This is a genomic window from Arachidicoccus terrestris, assembly GCF_020042345.1.
Taxonomy (GTDB): Bacteria; Bacteroidota; Bacteroidia; order Chitinophagales; family Chitinophagaceae; genus Arachidicoccus; species Arachidicoccus terrestris.
Map to the genome: position 1 here is coordinate 3,181,822 of NZ_CP083387.1, position 23,286 is coordinate 3,205,107.

A 23,286-nucleotide genomic window follows, 5' to 3' on the forward strand; every position below is an offset into this window, starting at 1 on the left:
CACACATATAGCATTTGAATTCAGATGAAATTGAGGGTCCCGGGAGCACATACGACAACAGTAAATGAAGATATAAAGGTCAGCATCATCGGTGCCGGACCAGGTGACGCAGAGCTCCTGACGTTAAAGGCGGCCAGGTTACTGGGCGAGGCAGATGTGGTGCTGACAGATCGTCTGGTCAATCAGGATATTGTGGACACTCATGTAAGGATAGGGGCTAAGGTCATCTTCGTCGGTAAGGAAGGCAGAACGCAGAGCGGTTCCGTCGCCCAGAAAGAAATTGACCATCTGATCGTTAAATATGCCAGACAAGGCAGAAAGGTTGTCCGGCTGAAAGGAGGAGATGTCGCGATCTTTTCGAATGTATTAGATGAACTGGAAAGCCTTAAAACGGCTGGCATTTCTTACCAGATCGTTCCGGGCATTACAGCCGCGTCGGGCGCCTCGGCCTATTCGGGAATGCCACTGACAGCCAGGGGGTACAGCAGAGGTGTCCGGTTTTTGACTTATTCTGACCGCTATGCTGTGGAACCGGGATATTGGGCTGAACTGGCAAGAACTGAAGATACGCTCGTTTTTTATATGACCGGTGAAAACTGGTTTGAACTCGCGACCCTGCTTCAAAAAAACGGAATTGATCCTACTAAGTATGTATCGGTCATACAACAGGCGACGACCCCTTTTCAGCAAATCTTCACCTATCAATTCCGGAATTTAAAGGAACCACTGGAAAAACAGTCTTTTATTTCTCCGTCGCTGATAGTCATTGGGCGGGTACCGCAGTTGCATCAGCAGTATTGTTGGCGCCCACAGATAGCACCCGATCAGGTTGAATCATTTTTCAGACCCTCTACCAGCCGCGCAGTAGAGGTAATCAATAACAAAAAGCGTAGCGCCTAACCCTAATTACTATTATACTATATATAAAGTTTCAGTCATGTTAGTAGAAGCCAAAAAAGATATTTTCAGCAGGCTCATTAAAGAAGCCACCCACGATGAACTGGTTTGGATGAACGGTTTTTTAGCCGGTTTGCTAGACCAGGGTACGCTGCCGGCAGGCAGGGCACAGAGCGGGACGGGAGCGCCTTCCGTGACAACGGCGTCCGCTCAGGTCGATAAGTTGACTTTACTCTATGCATCAGAGACGGGCAATGCCAAGTCAGTGGCTACCAAGTTTGCGACGGTTACTAAAAAAAGAGGTATAAAAACCAAGCTGGCTTCGGTGGAACAATATAAGTTAACGGACCTGGCGAAAGAAAAATATCTTTTATTGGTGATCAGTACCCAGGGTGACGGAGAACCACCTATCACGGCGGTGAAGTTTTACAATGCCGTACATGATGCCAGCCTCAAACTGGACAAACTGCAATATGGGGTACTGGCATTAGGAGACAGCTCCTATCCTTTGTTTTGCCAGGCGGGTGTCGATGTCGATAGGCAACTGGAACTAAGAGGTGCGACCCGTAAAGTTCCGCTGCAAAAACTGGATACGGACTACGCTGGCTATACAGAGAGCTGGTTAGACACGGCGCTTGGCTTATTATCAGACAGCACAGAAGGTGGTGCAGCGCAGGCGGTTGCAAAAATCCCTAAACCTGCCGGCGGCAGTCATAAAAAGATCTATGATGGCACAGTTATCACTAATTTCAATCTGAACGACAGAGATTCTGCTAAAAGGACGCATCATATAGAAATCGAAGCCGAAGATTTGGCTTATGCACCTGGAGACGCCTTAGGTATAGTGCCGCCGAATCCCACTCCGGTCGTGGAGGAAGTGCTGGCATTAGCGGAGATTGATGCGCAGCAATCCATAGAATGGAGGGATCAGAAATATACTGTCAAAGAATTACTCGCGATTAAAGCGCAGTTGCTGTATCTGCCGGAAAGAGTGGTACGTAAGTATGCTGAGATCGCCGGCCAGGAAATACCTGATACCCGTATGAGTCTGGTAGATCTGTTGAGGATTTATCCGCTAAAAAATAACCAGGAGGATTTTTTACAGGTATTACAGATACTGGAACCGATTGCCCCCCGACTGTATAGTATATCATCTTCTCCTGAAGCCCATGGTGATGAGATCCATATTACGGTCGCCAGAGATCAGTTCTATGTTGGGGAAAAACAGGAATCAGGCCTTTGCTCAGGGTATCTGCTGGATGTTCCGGTAGACACTAAACTGCAATTCTATATCCATCCCAATAAAGGATTTAAATTACCTCCGGACGATAAAGATGTGATCATGATCGGACCGGGTACTGGGGTGGCACCTTTCAGATCCTTTCTATTCGAGAGAGATGCTGCCGGTGCAGAAGGCAGAAACTGGCTCTTTTTCGGAGATCAGCATATTTCCAGTGATTTTCTTTATCAGACAGAAATCCAGTCTTTTTTGGAAACCGGCGTGCTGACTGAGTTTAACGGAGCCTTCTCCAGAGATCAGGAGAACAAGGTCTATGTACAGGATAAAATGCGTGAGCGCGGGGCAGAGCTCTTTGAATGGCTGGAAAGTGGCGCCTTTATCTATATCTGCGGTGCTAAAGAGCCGATGAGTTTTGATGTGGAGAAAGCACTGACAGAGATTATCGCCACTCAGAAAGAACTGTCCTTTACGGAAGCAGGCAAATACCTGGATGCATTAAAAGAAGAGGGCCGCCTGCTGAAAGATGTATATTAATAGCTAATACAGGCATGAAGGTATCATGCCATTACAACAAAATACGAGAAGAACTTCAATGAGCAATAAAGAATCACACGTTGAGAAAATAAAAAAGGCCAGCCGCGGCCTCAGAGGCACTTTATTGGAAAGCCTGGCCGATGAGCACACCTTAGCCATTAGGGAAGATGACAGGGCCCTGGTAAAATTCCATGGGATGTATCTTCAGGATGACAGGGATAGGCGAGAGGAAAGAGCGGCCAAAAGGCTGGACCGTCTTTGGGCGTTTATGGTCCGGCTCAGACTGCCGGGCGGTAAACTGTCGGCGCAGCAATGGAAAGGCCTGCATCACGTAGCCGGTACTTATTCTACCGGAACTATTAAGATTACGACCCGTCAGACGGTGCAGCTACACGGCATATTAAAACACCATGCCCGTCCGACGCATCAGGCTTTTAATCAGGTGGGGCTGGATTCGATAGCAGCCTGTGGAGACGTTAATCGTAATGTACTGGCTTCCGCACATCCTGATGTTTCTCCCATACATGAGGAAGTGTATCAGACGGCCGTTCACCTGAGTGAGTTGATGAAGCCGAAGACAAGGGCCTATTATGAAGTATTTGTCGGTAATGAGAAAGTTGCGGAAAAGGTAGAAGAAGATCCTTTGTATGAGGACCGCTATCTGCCTCGTAAGTTCAAGATCGCGATCGCTATACCTCCGCAAAATGATGTGGACGTATTCGCCAATGACTGCGCGCTCATCGCGATTGTAGAAAACGGCACCTTGGTTGGTTATAATGTGGGCGCGGGCGGAGGCATGGGCGCCACTCATGGGAATCCGTCCACTTATCCGAGAGTGGCATCGCTATTCGGGTATATCGATAAAAAAGATCTGGACAAGGTGGTCTACGAGATCGCCACGGTACAAAGAGATTTTGGTAACCGGGAAGATCGTAAGCTGGCCCGCTTAAAGTATACTATTGATCGCATGGGTGTGGATGCCTATAAAGCGGAAGTGGAGAAAAGAAGCGGTGTTACGTTCCAGCCATTAAAACCTTATGAGTTTACACAACGTATCGACAGTTACGGTTGGGCGAAGAATCATCATGATAAATGGTTCTATACCGCTTTTATAGAGAATGGCCGTGTATTCGATGACACGGACAATGGCCGCCTCTATAAAACGGCTTTTTATGAGATCGCTGAAACTGGGAAGGCTGACTTTCGTTTCACGTGTAACCAGAATATTGTTATCAGTGATGTGGCAGAAAGGGATAAGGCAGAGGTCCAGCAAATCCTGGAAAAGCACGGTATAACTCAGTTTACAGATAACGCATCCGTGATCCGCAAAAATGCGATTGCCTGTGTGGCCCTGAACACCTGTGCTTTAGCTCTGGCAGAATCCCAAAGATATTTGCCCACTTTGCTGGAGAAAATGGAGCCAATTTTGCAAAAGCATCATCTTGAAAATGAGGCCATCTCGATAAGAATGACTGGCTGCCCTAATGGCTGTGCAAGACCTTATATAGCTGAAATTGCCTTTATCGGAACTTCGCTGGGGCATTACAATATGCACATTGGTGCGGATGCTTTGGGATTCCGTTGCAATAAGCTGTATAAAGAAAACCTGAATGAAGCACAGATCCTTGAAACGGCGGATGAGCTACTGGGGCGTTTTGCCGCCGAAAGAGAGGCAAAAGAAAGTTTTGGGGATTTTGCAATGAGAAAAATATTGGCTTAAATTAGCTTTATGATATCGCAACAAACACCTGTAGTCATGCTGGATGGGCCGGCTCCTAAGGAATCTTTGCCCAATCCGCTGTTTCCGGTTTTTCTAAAACTGGAGCAGTTGCGTTTGTTACTGGTGGGGGCCGGCAATGTCGGCCTGGAAAAACTCACTGCTGTTTTGTCCAATGCCCCGGCCACCCGGATTAACGTGGTGGCGCTTGAAGTAAGTGAGGCATTTAAGGCTTATGCGGACAAATACCCGAATGTCCGGATTCAGCTCAAGGCCTATGAGCCTGCTGATCTGGATGACTGCGATATCGCGATTGTGGCTACGGCAGATATTGCTCTGGATGAACAGATCAGATTGGATGCAACTTCCAAAAGCAAGTTGATCAACGTAGCAGATAAACCCACACTCTGTGATTTTTATCTGGGGTCCATTGTCAGAAAAGGCAGTATTAAGATCGCCATTTCTACCAATGGAAAATCGCCCACACTGGCCAAAAGACTTAAGACCGTTATTCAGGATGGTCTGCCCGGCGAGTTGGAGACATCTCTGGATAATCTTCAGAAAATCAGAAAGACACTCGGTGGTGACTTTCAGTATAAGGTGCAGCACCTGAATCAATTGACCCAGGGCCTGGTTAATCCGGTTCAGAAAACCCAGGAGGAGAAACCACGCATCCTGAGAGCCAGTTTTTGGAAAAAAGCGGGGTTATTTGCATTGGCTTTTTTAGCGACGATGCTTTTTGGCTATTGGTTATTTGGTTATGTATTACCTGTGCACTGGGTCGATAAAAGCTTCGATTATCTGGCTGGCAGCCTGGACCAGCAATTTTTCTGGATGTTTGCTGCAGGTTTTTTTGCCCAGCTGGTTGACGGCGCCATGGGTATGGGCTATGGCGTACTGTCGACGACCTTTTTGCTCTCCTCGAATCTTCCGATTCCCATTGCGGGAATCAGTAGCAGCGTACATATGGCAGAGATGTTCTCAGTAGGGACAGCGGGTATCAGCCATTATAAATACAAACACGTCAATAAAAAACTATGGGTAGCACTGGTGATCCCCGGCGCCATCGGCGCTATTTTGGGCGCACTTTTTATTGGCACCATGGGTAAGGAATTTGGCCATATCCTACGGCCTGTTATTGCTGTCTATACCTTCTATTTAGGGTTTAAGATCGTGAAGAAAGCATTTAAAAACCTAAGATTACAAAGGCACCGCAAGATTGTCAATGTGCGCCCGGTCGCTTTTGTTGGTGGGTTTCTGGATGCCTTTGGCGGCGGATGGGGGCCATTAGTTACCAGTACGCTGATTTCCGGCGGAAGGGACCCGCTCTATACTATCGGGTCTTCTACCTTCACCAAATTCTTTACCTCAATCGGAAGTACAGCAACTTTTATCATCGTATTCGGGCAGATGCATTTTCAGGTGATCGCCGGCCTGATCTTCGGCGGCATGCTGGCCGCGCCGTTTGCAGCCCGTCTTTCCGGTAGACTGCCGATCAAAACCATGTATATTTGCGTGGGTATTTTAGTGATCCTTTGTTCACTGAGAGTGCTTTGGGGTGTTTTTATGCCCTAGGTTTGAAGCAGGTCCGTTTAATTAATCCTGGACTTGATGTCTGGATACCTCACATTAGGAAAAGCAGTATTTTTAGTGTATTCCATGTTCTGATGTCGTTCGACTGATCAGGATGCAATACGCTGCGTCGCACCCGTATTGCCTTTAGGTCAGTCAAAAGAGGGCGAAAAAATGAAAATCCCTTCTCGCTGTTTGTGGCGGAAGGGATTTCGCTTACTCTTGAACTTGGGATGCTATAATAATATGCATCCTTTTGTATCTTTTTGAGAGTGGTGTTTTTTAGAGCAACATTCTCAATGGTTCTTCTAATAGTTCCTTCAGGGTCTGCAGGAAGGCAGATCCGGAAGCGCCGTCGACCACGCGGTGGTCGCAACTCAGGGTGACTTTCATAATATTGCCTACCACAATCTGGCCATCTTTAACGATCGGTTCTTGGGAGATACCACCCACAGCCAGAATACAAGAATCCGGCGAGTTAATAATACCGGTAAACTGGTCGATGCCAAACATTCCCAGGTTGCTTACAGTGAAAGTGTTGCCTTCCCAATCAGAAGGTTGCAGCTTTTTGTCTTTTGCCTTCTTTGCGAAGGTCTTCACTTCCTGAGAGATCACTGTCAGGGGCTTGGTATCTGCAAAACGAACAACAGGTACCAGCAGGCCGTCTTCCACAGCGACAGCGACACCGATATTAACATGATGATTGATACGGATCTTGTCGCCCAACCAGCTGCTATTGACGGCCGGGTGTTTTTTCAGAGCGACAGCAACGGCTTTTATAACGAGGTCATTGAAACTGATCTTGGGTTGCCCTTCTTTGTTCAGTTTAGGGCGGACGGCAACCGCGGCATCCATATTGATCGCCATGGTCAGATAGAAATGCGGCGCAGAATATTTGCTTTCTGCCAGACGGCGGGCGATGGTTTTACGCATCTGGGAAACCGGAACCTCTTCAAAAGATACTTGTCCGGCAGGAACCTGCGGCTGTTGTGCAGCGCCTGCGGTGGCAGTAGCAACTGCAGGTACTGCCTCAGGTGTATAGTTTTCAATATCGCTTCTGACGATTCTGCCATTATCACCGGATCCTTTTACATATTTTAAGTCAACGCCTTTCTCTTCTGCCAGCTTTTTAGCCAGCGGAGAAGCAAAAATGCGCCCTTCGTTCACAACAGCCTGTTGTGCCGGGGCGGCTGTGGGAGCAGCAGAGGACTGAGCAGCAGGCGCGGCTGTTTGCTCAGCAGGGGCCGCTTCCGCTTTTGGTTGTTCTGCTGGTGTAGGGGCTCCACCTTCGCCTGCTTTGGATGCCTTTACAATCGCCTCGACATCTACATTGTCACCACCAATGATGGCTAACAGATGATTAACTTCTATTTTATCTCCTGCAGGAGCGCCCTGATATAATAATTTACCATCCTTGTAGCTTTCCAGCTCCATGGTGGCTTTATCCGTCTCTATTTCAGCAAGTACGTCACCTTTCTTAACGTCATCACCGACATTTTTTTGCCATGAAGCAATCACACCTTCCGTCATAGTATCACTTAGGCGCGGCATGAGCACTACTTCTTCCATATTGGCCAGATCCAGGGTAGCCGCCGGTGCTGCCGGCTCGCCAGTACTGGCTTGCTGTTTTTGTTCCGTAGCGGGGGCTTCTGTTTTAGGTGCTTCAGCGGGCGCTGCTTCAGCCGGAGCCGGGCCGCCACCGATCAAACCACTGATATCTTCCCCCTCTTTCCCTATAATGGCCAGTAAATCATCTACTTGCAATTTGCTGCCATCTCCGCCGCCTACATGTAACAAGGTGCCTTCTTTATAGCTTTCCAGTTCCATTGTGGCCTTATCTGTTTCAATTTCAGCCAACAAGTCGCCTTTTTTAACAGGGTCACCCACTTTTTTATGCCAGGCGGCAATAACTCCTTCTGTCATGGTGTCGCTTAATCGCGGCATTTTAATCACTTCGGCCATAATGGTATCATTTTTCAATTGCGCAGATGGATTCCTGCACGTCTTTTTGCTTAATAATGAGGGCGTGAAATTACATCAAAAAGATGTAGATGCGAAACGCCCGGGCAAAATTAATTGGTTAAATCGAAAAATAGGGTGTTTAAAGGTGATTTTATCTAACTGCCAACACTCGGGGTTCTGTCTCCTTTTTGATAAGCAGGCAGAAGGCGTATAATGGAAGAGCGGAGACTAAAATGCCCCGGCTAATCCTGCTTTTTGTGCAGAACCCGTCCAATCTTAAACAATCTCTTAAAAAATAATCTTAAATTCGCTTTAATATTTGCAAATTATGATCTAAATTTGCGGTTGAATTTCAAGAACTTGCGCAGGGTATAAATATTTTGAGGAATTAATTTTTATTATTCCGCCTATTAATTGTATCTTTGCGCTCCCAAAAATAGTATGGCGAAACAACCACTTATAAAACAGGATGGAGTAATACTCGAAGCGCTAAGCAATGCGATGTTTAGGGTAAAGTTAGAAAACGGACACGAGATATTAGCGACCATATCAGGGAAAATGAGAATGCATTATATCCGTATTCTGCCAGGAGATAAAGTGGGTGTAGAAATGAGCCCCTATGATCTTTCCCGGGGCCGGATCATTTTCCGGTATAAGTAGTCCTTAGGCGGACAAGTCTGGAAGCGCTGAAAAGCACAACCGGTATATAAAAGGGTTTTAGAAAATTGTAAATAAAAACACTAATGAAAGTTAGAGCATCTGTCAAAAAGCGTAGCGCCGACTGCAAAATTGTTCGCAGGAAGGGAAGGCTTTACATTATTAACAAAAAGAATCCCAGATTTAAGCAACGTCAGGGGTAAGATTTTTTTAATTTTTAATTCTTAATTAATTTATGGCTCGTATTGCCGGTATAGATTTACCAAAAAATAAAAGAGGCGAAATAGGATTGACCTATATTTTTGGTATTGGTCGTTCAACAGCTCAATATATTCTGAACACTGCAGGTATTGACCCTAATAAAAAAGTCAATGAGTGGAATGATGATGAGCAGACTGCCATTCGTAACATCATCAACAATGAAATCAAAGTAGAAGGTGCTTTACGTAGTGAGGTCCAGATGAACATCAAACGTCTCCTGGATATTGCTTGTTATCGCGGTCTGCGTCATCGTAAAGGTTTGCCTTTACGTGGACAGCGCACCCGCACCAACAGTCGTACCCGTAAAGGTAAGCGTAAGACCGTTGCCGGTAAGAAAAAGGCGCCTAAGAAATAATATTCAACTTTGTTTCAAATCTCAAACGGATATCAACGCTGTTTGGGATTTGAAATTTTGTGTTTATAAAAAAGCCACCGGATAATTAGAGCTGATGCTATAATAGGAGGGGCTATCAATTTTAGAAGACTACCTACAAACAAAAACAATGGCAAAAGGAAAACAACAGAGTGCAAAAGCCGCTGCGAAGAAAAGAATCGTGAAAGTGGATGCACATGGGGATGCGCACATCAGTGCAACATTCAACAACATTATTATTGCACTCACCAATAAGCAAGGTCAGGTGATCTCCTGGTCTTCCGCTGGTAAAATGGGCTTTCGTGGTTCCAAGAAAAACACGCCCTACGCTGCTCAGACTGCAGCTGCAGATGCTGCAAAAGTTGCAGTTGATGCCGGTTTAAGGAAAGTGGATGTATATGTAAAAGGTCCGGGATCAGGAAGAGAAGGTGCGATTCGCTCTTTGTCTCAGAATGGTATTGAGATCAACATCATCAAAGATATCACTCCATTACCGCACAACGGTTGCCGTCCTCCTAAAAAGAGAAGAGTATAACTTGAATTAATTTTTAAGCAGAAGCCCGGTAAAACAGGTTTCTGCTTCTTATTCTGAATATAGGGTGTGCTATTCATTTTAGATTTTTACAGATAACACATCGTCATTAAAAAATCGCAAAACAAGTAAAATTTTATGGCTCGTTACACAGGTCCAAAAACCAAGATCTGCCGTATTTTCGGTGAACCCATTTTAGGTAATGGTAAGTATTTAGGTAAAAACAGCAATCCTCCCGGCCAGCACGGTGCAAACCGCAAACGCAAGCAGCTGGGCGAATATGCTACACAGCTGAAAGAAAAACAGAAAGCGAAATACACCTATGGCGTATTAGAGCGTCAGTTCCGCAATACTTTCGATGACGCTAACCGTCTGAAAGGGATCACTGGTGAGAATCTGATCAAATTACTGGAAGCCCGTCTGGACAATACGGTATATCGTCTGGGGCTGGCTGCTTCCCGTCCTGCTGCCCGTCAGCTGGTTAGCCACAAACACATCACTGTAAACGGTGACGTCGTAAATATTCCTTCTTACCGTTTGAAGCCAGGCGATATCATCGGACTGAAAGAGAAAAGCGAGGCTAATTCAGCTTTGACTTCCCAGATCCGTGGTAAAAATCCTAAGTTCAGCTGGTTGGATTGGAACGAAGCAGACAAGAAAGGTACTTTCATTACTTTTCCGGAAAGAGAGAGCGTTCCTGAGAACATTAAAGAACAGCTGATTGTAGAGTTGTACTCTAAATAAGAATCAGTCGAAGTGGTTTTGGTACCATTTCTATATATTCGCACAATCTTTTCTAAAACAAATATCTTTCGGGCTTTTCCATAAAGCCCGAAAGTTCAATAAAATCAAGTTTTAATATGGCAATATTAAACTTTCAGAAGCCAGATAAAATCGTTTTGCAGAAAGCAACTGATTTCGATGGTAAATTTGAATTTCGTCCGCTGGAACCCGGTTTTGGTTTAACCGTCGGTAATGCGCTTCGCAGAGTTCTTTTGAGCTCCCTGGAGGGTTATGCGATCGTGGGAATCAAAATTGATGGTGTAGACCACGAGTTTGCTACTATTCCCGGTGTTACAGAAGACGTGACAGAATTGATTCTGAATCTGAAGCAAGTCCGCTTTAAAAAGACTGTTGATCAGGACCTGGGTCCTGAAAAGATCGTTTTATCTATTAAAGGCAAACCAGAGTTTACCGCCGGTAATATCGGAGAAGCTACACCTAATTTTGAAGTGATGAATCCTGAACTCGTATTATGCGTTCTGGATCCTTCTGCAAAACTGGACATCGAACTGACGATCGCTAAAGGTCGCGGTTATGTTCCTTCTGAAGAGAACAAGGTGAAAGATGCTCCTTTTGGTTACATTGCTATTGATTCTATTCATACTCCGATCAAGAATGTAAAGGTCGCTATTGAGAACTATCGTGTTGAACAGCGCACTGACTATGAAAAAATGTTACTGGAAGTCGCTACTGACGGTACCATTCACCCGGAAGATGCCGTTAAACAGGCATCCCGCATTCTGATCCAGCACTTAATGATTATCACCGACGAGAATATCACCTTTGACAGCAAAGAGGATAAGAAAGAAGACGTGGTAGACGAAACAGTGCTGCAGCTGCGTAAAGTATTAAAGACGCCACTGGAAGATCTGGATCTTTCAGTACGTGCCTTTAACTGCCTGAAAGCGGCTAAGATCAATTCTCTGAGTGAGCTGGTTCAGTATGAGCAGGAAGATCTCATGAAATTCCGCAACTTTGGCCAGAAGTCACTTACTGAAATTGAACAGGTGTTACATGAAAGAGGTCTGCAGTTCGGTATGGATCTCATTCGTATGGGTGTAGAAGTAAACGATTAATTTTTATCACATAAGCCAATAAAGGCTGGTATTTGCATTCCTTGACACGGTGTAAATATAAAATTCAATTAAAATGCGTCACGGAGATAAACAAAACAATTTAGGTCGCAAGAAAGCGCACAGAGATGCCCTTCTTTCTAATCTGGCTGCACAGCTGATTACACACAAAAGAATCGTAACCACGCTGGCTAAAGCAAAGGAGTTGCGTAAATACGTTGAGCCTTTGATCACGAAGACTAAGAAGAACGCTACTGAAGCGCAGATCAGTCATAATCATCGCCTGGTATTTTCTTTTTTACAGAATAAATCAGCGGTGAAAGAACTCTTCACAGTTGTAGCTCCTAAAATCGGCGACCGTCCCGGTGGTTATACCCGTATCATTAAACTGGGCATCCGTCCTGGTGATAATGGAGAGAAAGCAATGATCGAACTGGTTGACTTCAATGAAGTTTACGGTAAATCAGCTGCTGCCGGTGAAAATCAGGAACCAGCCAAGAGAACGCGTCGTAGCCGCAGTACTTCTAAGAAGGCTACTGAAGAAAAAGCAGAGCAGACGACTGAATCCGCTATTCAGGATGCAGAGGTTGTAGAAGAAAAAGCTGCAACAGAAGCGCCTAAAGCAGACGACGGCGCAGACGCGCCGGCTGAAGAAACAAAATAAAACCTCAATGCAAATTGTATCATTGCAGTTTGTCATGAAAATAAAGAGAAGCCTCCGATGATAGCATATGCTATACCGGAGGCTTCTCTGTTTACGGTGTTGCATTCCCTTCTAAAGAAATCTTGGCATTCCCTGTATTTGTTGTTAATTTTGTGCAGAACAAGTAGAAATCATGGAAAAGAGAACAAAAGTTATTGTCTGTTTTGCGTTACTGGTAGCCTTAGCGGTTATCAGCAGGCTAATCCCTATGCCTGCGGGCATATATGGTATAACGCCGATGTATGCAATGGCTATTTTTGGCGGGGTTGTATTTAAAAAAGACAGGAAATTCGCCTTCTTACTACCCTTGCTTAGTTTCTTTATTTGTGACGTATTGATTCAGCTACTGTACAGCATCGGAGCCTGGTCTACTCCCGGATTCTACGAAGGACAGTTGCTTAATTATGTTTTGTTCGCACTGTTGACATTTGTGGGCCTGGGCATTAAGAAGCCTGGCGTATTGTCTATTGGTATTGCTTCACTTATTGCTCCGACAGTGTTTTATATATTATCTAACCTTGGGGTCTGGGCATTTGCCGGTTTCTATCCTTTGACTGGCGCAGGGCTTAAGGCTTGTTATGTTGCCGGCTGGCCATTTTATTTTCCTTATAGCCTGTTGTCTACGGTTGTAGCTGCTGCAGTGTTATTTGGTGTGTATCACTTGTATAAAAACAAGGCCGGTATTGCAACCAGTACCACGCACTCTCATATCTAAGCGCCTATTTTTCAGAAAAGGCACAAATAAAAAAGCTAAGCAGGTTTCTACACTGCTTAGCTTTTTTATTTTCATTGGATCAGGCCATTAATTAACAGCCTTGCCATTGGGGATGTCAGCATCGGGGTTCACAAAAACCAGTTTGCCATCAGCATTTTCCGACATAAGGATCATACCATTACTTACAATACCTCTCATTTTACGGGGGGCCAGATTGGCGACTACGGTTACCTGTTTGCCGACAATCTCTTCCGGCGCAAAATGTTCGGCAATACCGGAGCAGATGGTTCTGATTTCAGTGCCCATGTCTACCTCCAGTTTCAGGAGCTTATCAGCCTTAGGAATTCGCTCGGCTGAGGTAATCGTACCCACTCTGAGATCTATCTTAGCAAAATCGTCAAACTGAATTTCTTTTTTACCGTTATCGGCCTGTTCTGTGGAGGCCGCTTCAGACACTGCGCCGGAGCGTATCGCTGCGGTGGCGGCTTTGGCTTCAGCAGCAGCTGCAGCGCCATTTTTCAGCTTTTCGAGCTGGGCCTCAATCTCACTGTCTTCAATTTTCCGGAATAAAAGTTCGGGCGCCCGCAGGCTGTAGCCGACACTTAATAACTTAATACGGCCGCCGTTTTTCCATTCCAGCATTTTGTCTACCACTTTCATCATGTGACAGAGTCTTTGTGCGGTCTGCGGCAGGAAAGGATTGATAAAGATGGCCAGATTAGCCGTTAATTGCAAGCAGAGGTGCAAGCAATTGTCGATCAATTGTTGATTCAGCGGATGTGCCTCCAGTGACTTTGCCAAAATCCATGGTTCCTTTTCCTGCATATAGCGATTTCCCTTTCTGGCCAGGTCGATTACTTCAAACAGTGCTTCCCGGAATTTATAGTTTTCAATCGCTTGTTCGATGTTGATTCTTGCGTCTTCAATATCTTTAATGATCTGTTGATCACGGTCATCCAGACGCGTGGCATGCAATGGTGGGACTTTCCCGTTACACAGCTTATGCATGAGCACAAAACTCCGGTTCACGAAGTTGCCAAATATAGCCACCAGTTCACTATTATTGGCCTCCTGAAAGCCCTTCCAGGTGAACTCACTGTCTTTGGATTCGGGCATGATGGTGGTCAGGTAATACCTTAATACATCCGCCATAGCCGCTCCGCCATTGTCCTTGTTGATGAAGTCATCGATATAGTCCTGCATCTCCAGTTTCCAGTTGCGGCTGGTACTCATTTTATCCCCCTCGAGGTTGACGAATTCATTGGCAGGTACATTATCTGGCAGGATATTATTATGGAGTTTGAGCATGACCGGGAAAATAATACAGTGAAACACTATATTATCTTTTCCGATAAAGTGTACAAGTTTGGTATCCTTATCATTCCATAGGACGTCGGCATTCATGCCATGTTCTTTGCAATATTCTTTCGTGGCGCTGATGTAGCCGATAGGGGCATCAAACCAGACATATAATACTTTACCTTCCGCGCCGGGCACGGGCACCTTAACGCCCCAGTCCAGATCACGGGTGACGGCACGGGGCTGAAGACCGCCGTCCAGCCAGCTTTTACACTGGCCCAGTACATTGCCTTTCCAATCATCCTTATGATCTGTCAGTATCCATTCTCTTAACCAGGCTTCATGTTTGTCCAAAGGCAAATACCAGTGTCTGGTGCTTTTTTTAACCGGCTTTTGTCCACTCAGGGTACTGATCGGGTCGATCAGCTGTTCAGGGCTGAGGCTGGTTCCGCATTTCTCACACTGATCTCCAAATGCCTGATTGTAACCACAGTTAGGGCAGGTTCCCTGAATAAACCGGTCAGCCAGGAAAGTGGCCGCCTGCTCATCATAATATTGTTCGCTTTCTTTGATCTCCAGATCGCCCTGGTCGTTGAGCTGTTTAAAGAATGCGCTGGCCGTTTCATGATGGATAGGGGCAGAAGTGCGGTGATAAATATCAAAGCTTATCAGCAGATCTTCAAAATTTTGTTTGATAATCGGATGATATTTATCTATAATGGCCTGAGGAGTAGTACCTTCTTTTTTTGCCTGTATGGGGATGGCGGTACCATGTTCGTCACTGCCGCAGACAAAAAGAACCTCTCTTTTCTGCGCCCTGAGATAACGGACATAAATGTCTGCCGGCAAATAAGCACCGGCAAGGTGACCGATATGTTTTAATCCGTTGGCATATGGTAATGCCGCCGTGATGAGATAACGTTTCGTTGGATTCATGCTACGTATTTATTATCCTACAAAAGTATTGCAATATATGCCAATACCCAAATACCTGATGCTGATAGCCTATGCCGGTAATTGTCCTGGCCCGCTACCATAGTGGTGTAGCGAAATGCCATTTTCTATCGTTCCTCTTAGTTGGGAGAAAAACTCAGGGTTTCTGTAAAAAATTGTAAGTGTTTGGGTTATTTAGTATATTTTTGCATATATCAACATTTTTTTGACCCTAGTCGCAGGTATTATATAAATATTAAGAAGGAAATACGGCACGTAAATTGTGTCTTATCAATTCTTTGGCAAGGAGTATTTAAATATCGCCTTTGTTACGTTAATTAGACTTTTTTGCATGAAATATTTTGACCTATCACAATCTGTCGTCTATATATACATCGCTATGTTTCTGCTGGCTATGGGGATTACAATATTCTCCATACCTAATATCATATTTGTCGCGAAGAAAAAGAGACTACTGGATAAGCCGGATCACCGCAAAAAACATGTAAATGTTACACCTAATCTCGGCGGTATCGGTATCTTCTCCGCGTTTATCTTCGTAGCATCTATATTCAACGTAGGTTTTTATTTTACAGGATGGAATTGTATTCTCGGTGCAAGTTTCCTGTTATTTGTAACCGGTTTGAAAGATGACCTGGTCGCCATTGATCCTTATAAGAAGTTTTTAGCACAACTGGTGGCTGCAATTATCGTGGTTTACCTGGCAGGTATCCGGCTGGAAAACCTGCAGGGATTTCTGGGTATCTATGAATTACCTTATCTGGTCAGCTTCCTGCTCTCTGTCGTAGGGATTACCTTTGTCACCAATGCCTTTAACCTGATCGACGGGGTCGATGGTCTGGCAGGCAGTCTGAGTATGTTATTGTTTACTTTCCTGGGCGTACTGTTTGCGATCAATAAGAATATTGGTTCAGCCATGCTGTGTTTTACAATAGCAGGGGCGGTTGCGGGCTTCCTGAGATACAATATAGCACCCGCTAAAATATTTATGGGAGATACCGGGTCTTTGATTCTGGGTTTTCTGGCATCCGTTATGGCGATCTCTTTTGTGTCTAAGATGAGCCTTTTGCCCGCCTCTTCTCCACTGAGTGGATTATTTGCCGGTGGTAAGGGAGGAATCGTTATTGCGTTGGCGGCCATCATTGTTCCGGTCTATGATACGTTCAGGGTCTTTACGACCAGAATATTACGTGGTTTCTCCCCCTTTCATGCTGACAGAACGCACGTACACCATGTTCTATTAGATATTGGCCTGAATGCGACTCAGGTAGCCGGCACATTGGTAGGCGTGACTGCGTTTCTAATTGCGACAGCGGTTGGAATGGTAGCACTGGGATGGAATGTGAGCATTGCTATTCTGGTATTAGTCGTGTGTGCGACCTTACTGCTTTATCTGGCGGTGAAGGTGCGCAACCAGAAACTGGAAAAAATAAGATTGGCCGGATTGGCAAAAGAAAATGCTAAAAAGGAAAAACTGCAAAAAGTTTCCCTGGATGACTATCTTTCATCAACCCTGACCAAACCTGAGGAAAATTATCATGATGATCAACATGTATACTCCAAAGTTCATTAATAAATAATATGGCCGCTTACCGACGACGCATGCGTGCTGGAAGTGTCCATAAAGAAGCGAATAAAACGGGCAGTCTGATCTATAAAAGTGATGGTTGCCCGATTTCTTTTATTATCTTGTCAAGTTGTTTTTCGGTTGGTAGATAACCGACTGGATTGGGAGTCTTACCTAAAAAAGGAGACTTCTGCTGAATTTTTACTAAAAAGATACTTTCGTCTTGAAGTCTTATTTATATTTGCCATATGAGTACCCAACAAGAAGGAAAATTCCAGGCGATTATTTCGCATGCAAAAGAATACGGTTTTGTTTTCTCCAGTTCCGAAATCTATGATGGCTTAAGTGCCGTATATGATTATGGCCCTTACGGCAGTGAACTGAAAAAGAATATCCGGGATTATTGGTGGAAGTCTATGACCCAGCTCCAGGAAAATATTGTAGGGATCGATGCGGCCATTTTTATGCACCCGACTACCTGGAAAGCCAGCGGTCATGTGGATAGCTTCAGTGATCCGATGATTGATAATAAGGACAGTAAGAAAAGATATAGAGTAGATCACCTGATTGAGGCTAAGGCGGCAGAACTGTCCGAAGCGGGCAAACAGGCAGAGGCTGATCAGCTGCTCGCTGAGATGGATCGTCTGCTGGCAGCAGATGATTATGCCGGACTGCGTCAGTTGCTGGACGACCAGAAGATCGTCTGTGCTATCAGCAAGACGGCTAACTGGACAGACATCCGTCAGTTTAACCTGATGTTCGATACACAGTTAGGATCGGTTACGGAAGAGGCTAATACGATCTATCTGCGCCCGGAAACGGCACAGGGCATCTTTGTGAACTTCCTGAATGTACAGAAGACAGCCCGTATGAAAATTCCTTTCGGTATTGCCCAGACAGGGAAAGCTTTCAGAAATGAGATTGTGGCCCGTCAGTTTATCTTCCGTATGCGGGAGTTTGAACAGATGGAAATGCAGTTCTTCGTTCGCCCGGGTACCGAGCTGGAATGGTATGAAAAGTGGAAACAGACCCGCTTTGAGTGGCATTTAAGCCTGGGGACGCCTAAAGAAAAGCTGCGTTTCCATGATCACGTGAAGCTCGCTCATTATGCAAACGCGGCGGTCGATATTGAGTTTGAATTCCCATTTGGCTTTAAAGAGCTGGAGGGTATTCATTCCCGGACAGATTATGACCTGAGCCGTCATCAGGAGTTCAGCGGTAAGAAGCTGACTTACTTTGATACGGAGATCAACAAACACTATGTGCCGTATGTCGTGGAGACGTCTATTGGCCTGGACCGTATGTTCTTGTCCGTACTCTCCAATAGTTATGAGGAAGAAACGATTACCAAAGAGGACGGATCGACAGACCAGCGTGTGGTTTTACATATCGCCCCGAAGATCGCCCCTATAAAACTGGCTATCTTCCCGCTGACTAAAAAAGACGGTCTGCCTGAGCTGGCCCATGATATCTATAAAAACTGCGCACAACAGTTCAGGTGTTTTTATGAGATCAAGGACGCGATCGGCAAACGTTACCGCAGACAGGACGCGATCGGTACCCCGTTCTGCGTGACTGTGGACCATCAGTCTTTAGAAGACCAGACTGTGACGATTCGCCATCGGGACTCTATGGAACAGCAAAGAATACCGATTGCAGATCTGATCGCTACTGTTCAGGCGGCATTATAAGGTCAGAAAAGACAACGGATAAGATTCGGAAACAGTTAAGCCCATGGCCTGTTATGGTTATAAAATTCCCATTTACTGGCCAGATGAGAAAAAATTGCCCCAATCTTATGGTCAAAAGGACAAAAAACGTTATTTTTAATAAACAGTGCTGCTGCTAATTAGCGCCGTAGCGCTGGAATAAACCAATTAAAATTAAAAACCCATGAAGAAAGGTTGGATCATTCTTGTAATAATCGCCATCGTGTTGGGCGTCTATGGCTGTAATGGTTATAATGGCCTTGTTAAGCAGGATCAGCAGGTACAGCAGGTCTGGAGTAATGTAGAAACTAATTACCAGCGCCGTACTGATCTGTATAATAGCGTTATTAAAACAATCCAGGGGTCCGCTAACTTTGAGAAATCCACGTTAAATGATGTCATCAGTGCCCGTTCCAAGGCCACCAGTGTGACTGTGGATATCAATGATCCCGAAAGCCTGGCCAAATATCAGGCAGCACAGGCACAGCTGCAGGGAGCTTTCAGCCGTTTGATGGCGGTATCGGAGGCGTATCCTGATCTGAAGACCACAAAGGCCTTCCAGGATTTCCAGACACAGATCGAAGGAACTGAAAACAGGATCAATGTAGCCCGCAGAGACTATAACGCCGCAGTCAATAGCTATAATCTGACAGTGAAGACGTTCCCTAAGAATATTCTCTCCGGTCTATTCGGTTTTCATGCTAAAGCATATTACAAAGCAGATCCGGGTTCTGAGAAAGCACCGGATATCAATTTCGATATTAAATAATCTGCACCAGATCATATAACACCTTACCTGAGCGCGTTAAATCGTCCGTAATGAGTTTATTCAATAAAAAAAAGGATCCTGGATATTTTACGCCAGAGCAGCAATCTGAGATCGTTGAGGCGATTAAAACGGCAGAGACAGCTACAAGCGGGGAAATTCGGCTATATGTGGAAGGCCATTGCCGGTATGTGGATGCACTGGACAGGGCTAAAGAGGTCTTTGATGAACTCCGGATGTTTGAAACGACTTCCAGAAACGGTGTGCTTATTTATCTGGCCATGAAAGACCGGCAATTGGCGGTATTCGGAGATGAAGCCATCCACGAAAAGGTGGGGCTGGATTTTTGGAAACAGAAACTCCAGCAGGTGAAAACCCATTTTCAGCAGAAGGCTTATGGTACAGGTCTTAAATTAATGATATTGTCGATAGGGGATGCATTAAAAACTGCTTTCCCCTATGACAAAGTCAGTGATGTCAACGAGCAGCCGGACGATATTGTCTTTGGCAAATAGCTTAAAAAAAGTAATACGTGTTTTTTTCTTTCCCTTATAAAGTCCGAAGTTTTTTTCTGGTCTTACTTTGTCTGATCACTTTTGCAGGTGCTCAGGGACAAGATCTGAATCTGTTAGCTCCGCCCAACCCGCCCAGGTTACTGGTGGATAAGGCAGGTCTGCTCATCCCGGAGCAGGCCGAGATTCTGGAACAGAAGCTGGTTGCTTTTGATGACAGCACCTCTAATCAGATCAGTGTGGTGATCATTCCGACTTTGAACGGCTATCCTCTTGATGATTATGCGAATAAACTTTTTCGTTCCTGGGGTATCGGCGGCAAGAAAAATAATAATGGTGTTTTGTTACTCATTGCTGCCCAGGACCGCAAAGTAAGAATTGAGGTCGGCTATGGTCTGGAAGGTGCGATCACTGATGTGCAATCCAAGAGCATTATAGAAAATGACCTGGCACCGAATTTTCAGAAAGGAAACTATTACAGAGGAATCGATCAGGCCATTAACTCGCTTGAAAAAGCGGCTGTCGGCGAATACAAGGTTCCACGTGACAAATCAGACGATTCCGGCGGTGGCGCGATTGTCTTCTTTATCATACTGGCCATCGTCATTTTTATCATCATCGGCGCTAACCGCGGCGGCGGTGGTGGGGGCGTTGCCAGTCATGGCGGCTGGTCCAATATTCTGCTACCGATGATTCTGGGTAATGCACTCGGCCGCGGCGGTGGAGGTGGCGGATTTGGCGGCGGAGGCGGCTTCGGCGGAGGTGGCTTTGGAGGATTTGGCGGTGGTAGCAGCGGCGGAGGAGGCGCCAGCGGCGGCTGGTAGCTTTTTATTAAAGTGAATAAAAATATTAATCAACAGAATGCTGTTTTTGCGCCGGTGATATAAAGGCCACCACTGCAAAAACAGCATTTTCGCTGCGGGCAAGGAGTCATCCAGATTGCCTTCAGCCGCTATGCAGGTAATTATTGTGGCGACAACCGCTGTCGAGCCATATATGCCGTACGAAAACTATTGGAATGCTTCCTCTTTCCTAAAAATCTGCTTGTCGATTGTTGAATAATAATGATAGCTCCGTTCGGGAACTTACCATCTTCCATTCACGGAATGGATAGGTGAACCGAAAACGCGGCAAAAGGTGACTCCGGAAAGCGCCCCCTGATCTGTTTGTCTTAGATGTAAAAATCAGAACTTTATAGCGGTGACAGGCAATTCCCAGGTATGGTTCCAGTCCATCATGGCATTGATAAGTCGGATCTGCTTAAATTTTTTAAGATCAGCTTGGGTAATATCTTTTTCCCGGATAACACGCTTGTCTAAAAGGTAACCTCTATGTATGCCTTGTAATAAAGGTACTTTCGGCGTCCACCAGTCTTTACCGTCAAATAATGCCAGATTGGAGAAACTGCTATCTGTCAGCAGTTCATTTTGGAAGATCAATATCTCTGTGTCTGCAGGTAGTCCGGTGGTTAAAGCGTCAAGTCTGCTGCGGTCTGCAGACTTATAACGGTAATGGATCTGCTCGTCGGTAACCACTTGTAATCTGGTAATGAATCTGGGTGTATAGGTAATAAAAGAAATTGAAATTTCTTCCGGGCTATAGACAACCCGGCATTTATATTTTTGATCATCTTTCGGGAAACCGGGATGCCGGATAATCAGGCTGCTTAAATCGTTATAATGCACCTTTCCCCAGTTGTCCTGCTGTGTAGTGACAAAGCGAACCTGATGCCTCTGCATGAAAGAAAGCTGCCGGTTTTCCAGACGTATGGATTCAAGGAAGGGGAACATAGACTTTTGTGATCATTTCGTGATATTCAGTTTCGGCTTCACTTAAGGAAGTAATACCGCCTCCGCTTTTAAAGATAAGCCCTTCGGGAGTGCTTTCCAAATAACGGATAATAACACAGCTATCCAGTATCTGTCCGTTATAATAGCCCCAGACCCCCGTATAAAAGTTTCTGCGGTGTGTTTCTGCCTGCCTGATGATCTTTATTGTTGCCGCTTTTGGTGCTCCGGTAATGGAGCCGGCAGGTAACATGGCTTTTAAGACATCGCCGGGATTATGTAGGTAGGCGGGCCTTAACGTACCTGTAATATGGGAACTGACAGTATAGAGATTCTTTTGATTGGTCTTTAATTTTTCCAGATACCTGAAACTCGCTACCTCCACACCTGCAGCGACCTGGTGAAGATCGTTGCGAATCAAATCGACAATGGTGTATTGCTCGGCGATTTCCTTTTCACTTAAGCGTAGTCTGTCCGCGGCATCGGGTTCGCTGTCTTCTATAGTGCCTTTCATCGGATAGCTGCTGATGCGATCATTTTCTATCCGTATAAAGGGCTCGGGGGAAAAGTGTACAAACCAGTCCCTATACAGTAGTTTGTATTTACCCTGGCCCAGTTCATACAGATCGGCCAGTGAATAGTTGGTATCCACGGGGGTGCTGCAGGTGAGATTGACCAGATAGGAATTGCCCTGCTGCAGCCCCTGCTGTACAATTTCAAAAGATTTTTTATAGGCAGCAAAACTGATCGGATGTTTATGCCAGATTAACGGATTGTCTGGATGGATAAGATGAGCAGGCTGCTTTTTGGGAAAGCACATGCCGGGTGCCCGAAAGCGGATACTGTTGCCCAGTCCTTCTTCCTTTTCATCTATAGCGGTTACTTCCATTTGCTTTCCATCGTAATCCGTCAGAAAGAAAAATGGTTGCTTCGCCTGATAGAGCTTATTAATCTCATCAAAAAATACTTCCTTTGTGTCTGTTATCATCCTTCAATACAGTGGCCGCAAAAATATTAATAATTGACCATAATGACTCTTTTACCTATAATCTTGTAGGCCTTTTTGAATCCTTTGCAGGTAAAAAGGGACGGGTAGCGTCTGTTGACGTATGGTCGGTGGATGACTTGCCGGCCATTGACGTGTCGTTGATCTGGCAATTTGATGCCGTAGTCCTGTCTCCCGGGCCCGGGCTTCCCGAAGACTATCCGGCGGTCAGCGAATTACTGAAGGAATGTCTGGAAGGTTATAGAAATATGCCGGTGCTGGGTATTTGCCTGGGTTTACAGAGCCTGGTCGCCTACTACGGAGGTGTATTATATAATCTTCCCGTGATACAGCACGGCAGGCAGGTGAATATGTGGGTGCAGGATGTGGGCATATCCAGTTCCGCCTCTTTATTATTTGCCGGTCTGAAATTGCCTGTAAAAGTGGGCCTTTACCATTCCTGGGGTATGGACAACAAAGTGCCCGTGAAAGATCTTGAGGTGTTAGCGACTGCAACCATTGCAGAGAGCGCTTCAGGAGGTAAAGGAACCAATGCGGTGGTCATGGCCATTGGTCATAAACACCTACCCGTATATGGATTACAGTTTCATCCCGAGTCCTACATGACACCGGAAGGTGACAGGATTATCCGTAATTGGCTGGATATGATAACGGTATAAAGCGTTCA

22 protein-coding genes are annotated in these 23,286 nt (G+C 45.4%); 18 read left to right on the forward strand and 4 right to left on the reverse strand.

The annotated features are described in order from the left end of the window. The first annotated feature begins 24 nt into the window (after positions 1–24). Genes cobA through K9M52_RS12365 form a run of 4 tightly spaced genes read left to right on the forward strand, consistent with a single transcriptional unit; the run spans position 25 to position 5,963 of the window. On the forward strand, positions 25–900 hold the full coding sequence (gene cobA / locus K9M52_RS12350) for a uroporphyrinogen-III C-methyltransferase (RefSeq protein WP_224068734.1): 876 nt from the start codon (positions 25–27) through the stop codon (positions 898–900). Positions 901–937: 37 nt separating this feature from the next. Next, the gene (locus tag K9M52_RS12355; RefSeq protein WP_224068735.1) at positions 938–2,671 is read left to right on the forward strand and encodes a diflavin oxidoreductase; all 1,734 of its coding nucleotides are present in this window, start codon (positions 938–940) and stop codon (positions 2,669–2,671) included. Positions 2,672–2,696: 25 nt separating this feature from the next. Then, entirely contained in the window at positions 2,697–4,391 is a 1,695-nt protein-coding gene (locus K9M52_RS12360; RefSeq protein ID WP_224068736.1) for an NADPH-dependent assimilatory sulfite reductase hemoprotein subunit, read from the forward strand. Between the two features lie 9 nt (positions 4,392–4,400). Next, positions 4,401–5,963, forward strand: a complete 1,563-nt coding sequence (locus tag K9M52_RS12365; protein ID WP_224068737.1) for a TSUP family transporter — start codon at positions 4,401–4,403, stop codon at positions 5,961–5,963. A gap of 279 nt (positions 5,964–6,242) precedes the next feature. Here the strand turns inward: K9M52_RS12365 and K9M52_RS12370 are convergent, their stop codons facing one another. Next, entirely contained in the window at positions 6,243–7,922 is a 1,680-nt protein-coding gene (locus tag K9M52_RS12370) for a pyruvate dehydrogenase complex dihydrolipoamide acetyltransferase (RefSeq protein WP_224068738.1), read from the reverse strand. A gap of 441 nt (positions 7,923–8,363) precedes the next feature. On the opposite strand from K9M52_RS12370, the gene infA reads away from it, so the two are divergent. From infA to K9M52_RS12410, 8 genes are all read left to right on the forward strand, one after another. Beyond that, a complete protein-coding gene (infA, locus tag K9M52_RS12375; RefSeq protein WP_066208999.1) occupies positions 8,364–8,582 on the forward strand; it encodes a translation initiation factor IF-1 in 219 nt (72 codons plus the stop codon). Between the two features lie 83 nt (positions 8,583–8,665). Next, positions 8,666–8,782, forward strand: coding sequence for a type B 50S ribosomal protein L36 (ykgO, locus tag K9M52_RS12380; RefSeq protein ID WP_091398692.1), 117 nt, complete (start codon positions 8,666–8,668; stop codon positions 8,780–8,782). Positions 8,783–8,814: 32 nt separating this feature from the next. Continuing rightward, on the forward strand, positions 8,815–9,195 hold the full coding sequence (gene rpsM / locus K9M52_RS12385; RefSeq protein WP_224068739.1) for a 30S ribosomal protein S13: 381 nt from the start codon (positions 8,815–8,817) through the stop codon (positions 9,193–9,195). 148 nt (positions 9,196–9,343) lie between these two features. Beyond that, positions 9,344–9,748: a 30S ribosomal protein S11 gene (gene rpsK, locus K9M52_RS12390; RefSeq protein WP_224068740.1), complete on the forward strand. Its 405-nt coding sequence runs from the start codon at positions 9,344–9,346 to the stop codon at positions 9,746–9,748. A 135-nt stretch (positions 9,749–9,883) separates the two neighbouring features. Beyond that, positions 9,884–10,489 carry a 30S ribosomal protein S4 gene (rpsD, locus tag K9M52_RS12395; protein ID WP_224068741.1) on the forward strand — a complete coding sequence of 202 codons (606 nt, stop codon included), beginning with the start codon at positions 9,884–9,886 and terminating at the stop codon, positions 10,487–10,489. A 116-nt stretch (positions 10,490–10,605) separates the two neighbouring features. Continuing rightward, positions 10,606–11,604, forward strand: coding sequence for a DNA-directed RNA polymerase subunit alpha (locus K9M52_RS12400; protein WP_224068742.1), 999 nt, complete (start codon positions 10,606–10,608; stop codon positions 11,602–11,604). Positions 11,605–11,677: 73 nt separating this feature from the next. Continuing rightward, a complete protein-coding gene (rplQ, locus tag K9M52_RS19210; protein WP_224068743.1) occupies positions 11,678–12,265 on the forward strand; it encodes a 50S ribosomal protein L17 in 588 nt (195 codons plus the stop codon). Positions 12,266–12,437: 172 nt separating this feature from the next. Further along, positions 12,438–13,019 (forward strand): DUF6580 family putative transport protein, encoded by a 582-nt coding sequence (locus tag K9M52_RS12410; RefSeq protein WP_224068744.1) that lies wholly within the window; start codon positions 12,438–12,440, stop codon positions 13,017–13,019. An 87-nt stretch (positions 13,020–13,106) separates the two neighbouring features. On the opposite strand, the gene metG is transcribed toward K9M52_RS12410, so the two are convergent. After that, positions 13,107–15,254, reverse strand: coding sequence for a methionine--tRNA ligase (gene metG / locus K9M52_RS12415; protein WP_224068745.1), 2,148 nt, complete (start codon positions 15,252–15,254; stop codon positions 13,107–13,109). Between the two features lie 349 nt (positions 15,255–15,603). On the opposite strand from metG, the gene K9M52_RS12420 reads away from it, so the two are divergent. From K9M52_RS12420 to K9M52_RS19040, 5 genes are all read left to right on the forward strand, one after another. Next, complete coding sequence (locus K9M52_RS12420; RefSeq protein WP_224068746.1) at positions 15,604–16,845, forward strand: MraY family glycosyltransferase; 1,242 nt, start codon at positions 15,604–15,606, stop codon at positions 16,843–16,845. Positions 16,846–17,087: 242 nt separating this feature from the next. Then, a complete protein-coding gene (locus K9M52_RS12425; protein ID WP_224068747.1) occupies positions 17,088–18,530 on the forward strand; it encodes a glycine--tRNA ligase in 1,443 nt (480 codons plus the stop codon). Positions 18,531–18,732: 202 nt separating this feature from the next. Further along, positions 18,733–19,317 (forward strand): LemA family protein, encoded by a 585-nt coding sequence (locus K9M52_RS12430; protein ID WP_224068748.1) that lies wholly within the window; start codon positions 18,733–18,735, stop codon positions 19,315–19,317. A gap of 50 nt (positions 19,318–19,367) precedes the next feature. Next, a complete protein-coding gene (locus K9M52_RS12435; protein ID WP_224068749.1) occupies positions 19,368–19,829 on the forward strand; it encodes a TPM domain-containing protein in 462 nt (153 codons plus the stop codon). A 17-nt stretch (positions 19,830–19,846) separates the two neighbouring features. Further along, complete coding sequence (locus tag K9M52_RS19040) at positions 19,847–20,650, forward strand: TPM domain-containing protein (protein WP_262902405.1); 804 nt, start codon at positions 19,847–19,849, stop codon at positions 20,648–20,650. A 360-nt stretch (positions 20,651–21,010) separates the two neighbouring features. Here K9M52_RS19040 and K9M52_RS12445 read toward each other — a convergent pair whose 3' ends face one another. Both K9M52_RS12445 and K9M52_RS12450 read right to left on the reverse strand, forming a co-directional pair. After that, positions 21,011–21,565: an aminotransferase class IV gene (locus tag K9M52_RS12445; protein WP_224068750.1), complete on the reverse strand. Its 555-nt coding sequence runs from the start codon at positions 21,563–21,565 to the stop codon at positions 21,011–21,013. A gap of 34 nt (positions 21,566–21,599) precedes the next feature. After that, positions 21,600–22,601, reverse strand: coding sequence for an aminodeoxychorismate synthase component I (locus K9M52_RS12450; RefSeq protein WP_224068751.1), 1,002 nt, complete (start codon positions 22,599–22,601; stop codon positions 21,600–21,602). On the opposite strand from K9M52_RS12450, the gene K9M52_RS12455 reads away from it, so the two are divergent. Further along, entirely contained in the window at positions 22,586–23,278 is a 693-nt protein-coding gene (locus tag K9M52_RS12455) for an anthranilate synthase component II (RefSeq protein ID WP_224068752.1), read from the forward strand. The two genes, K9M52_RS12450 and K9M52_RS12455, sit on opposite strands and share 16 nt — an antisense overlap. The last annotated feature ends 8 nt before the right edge of the window (positions 23,279–23,286 follow it).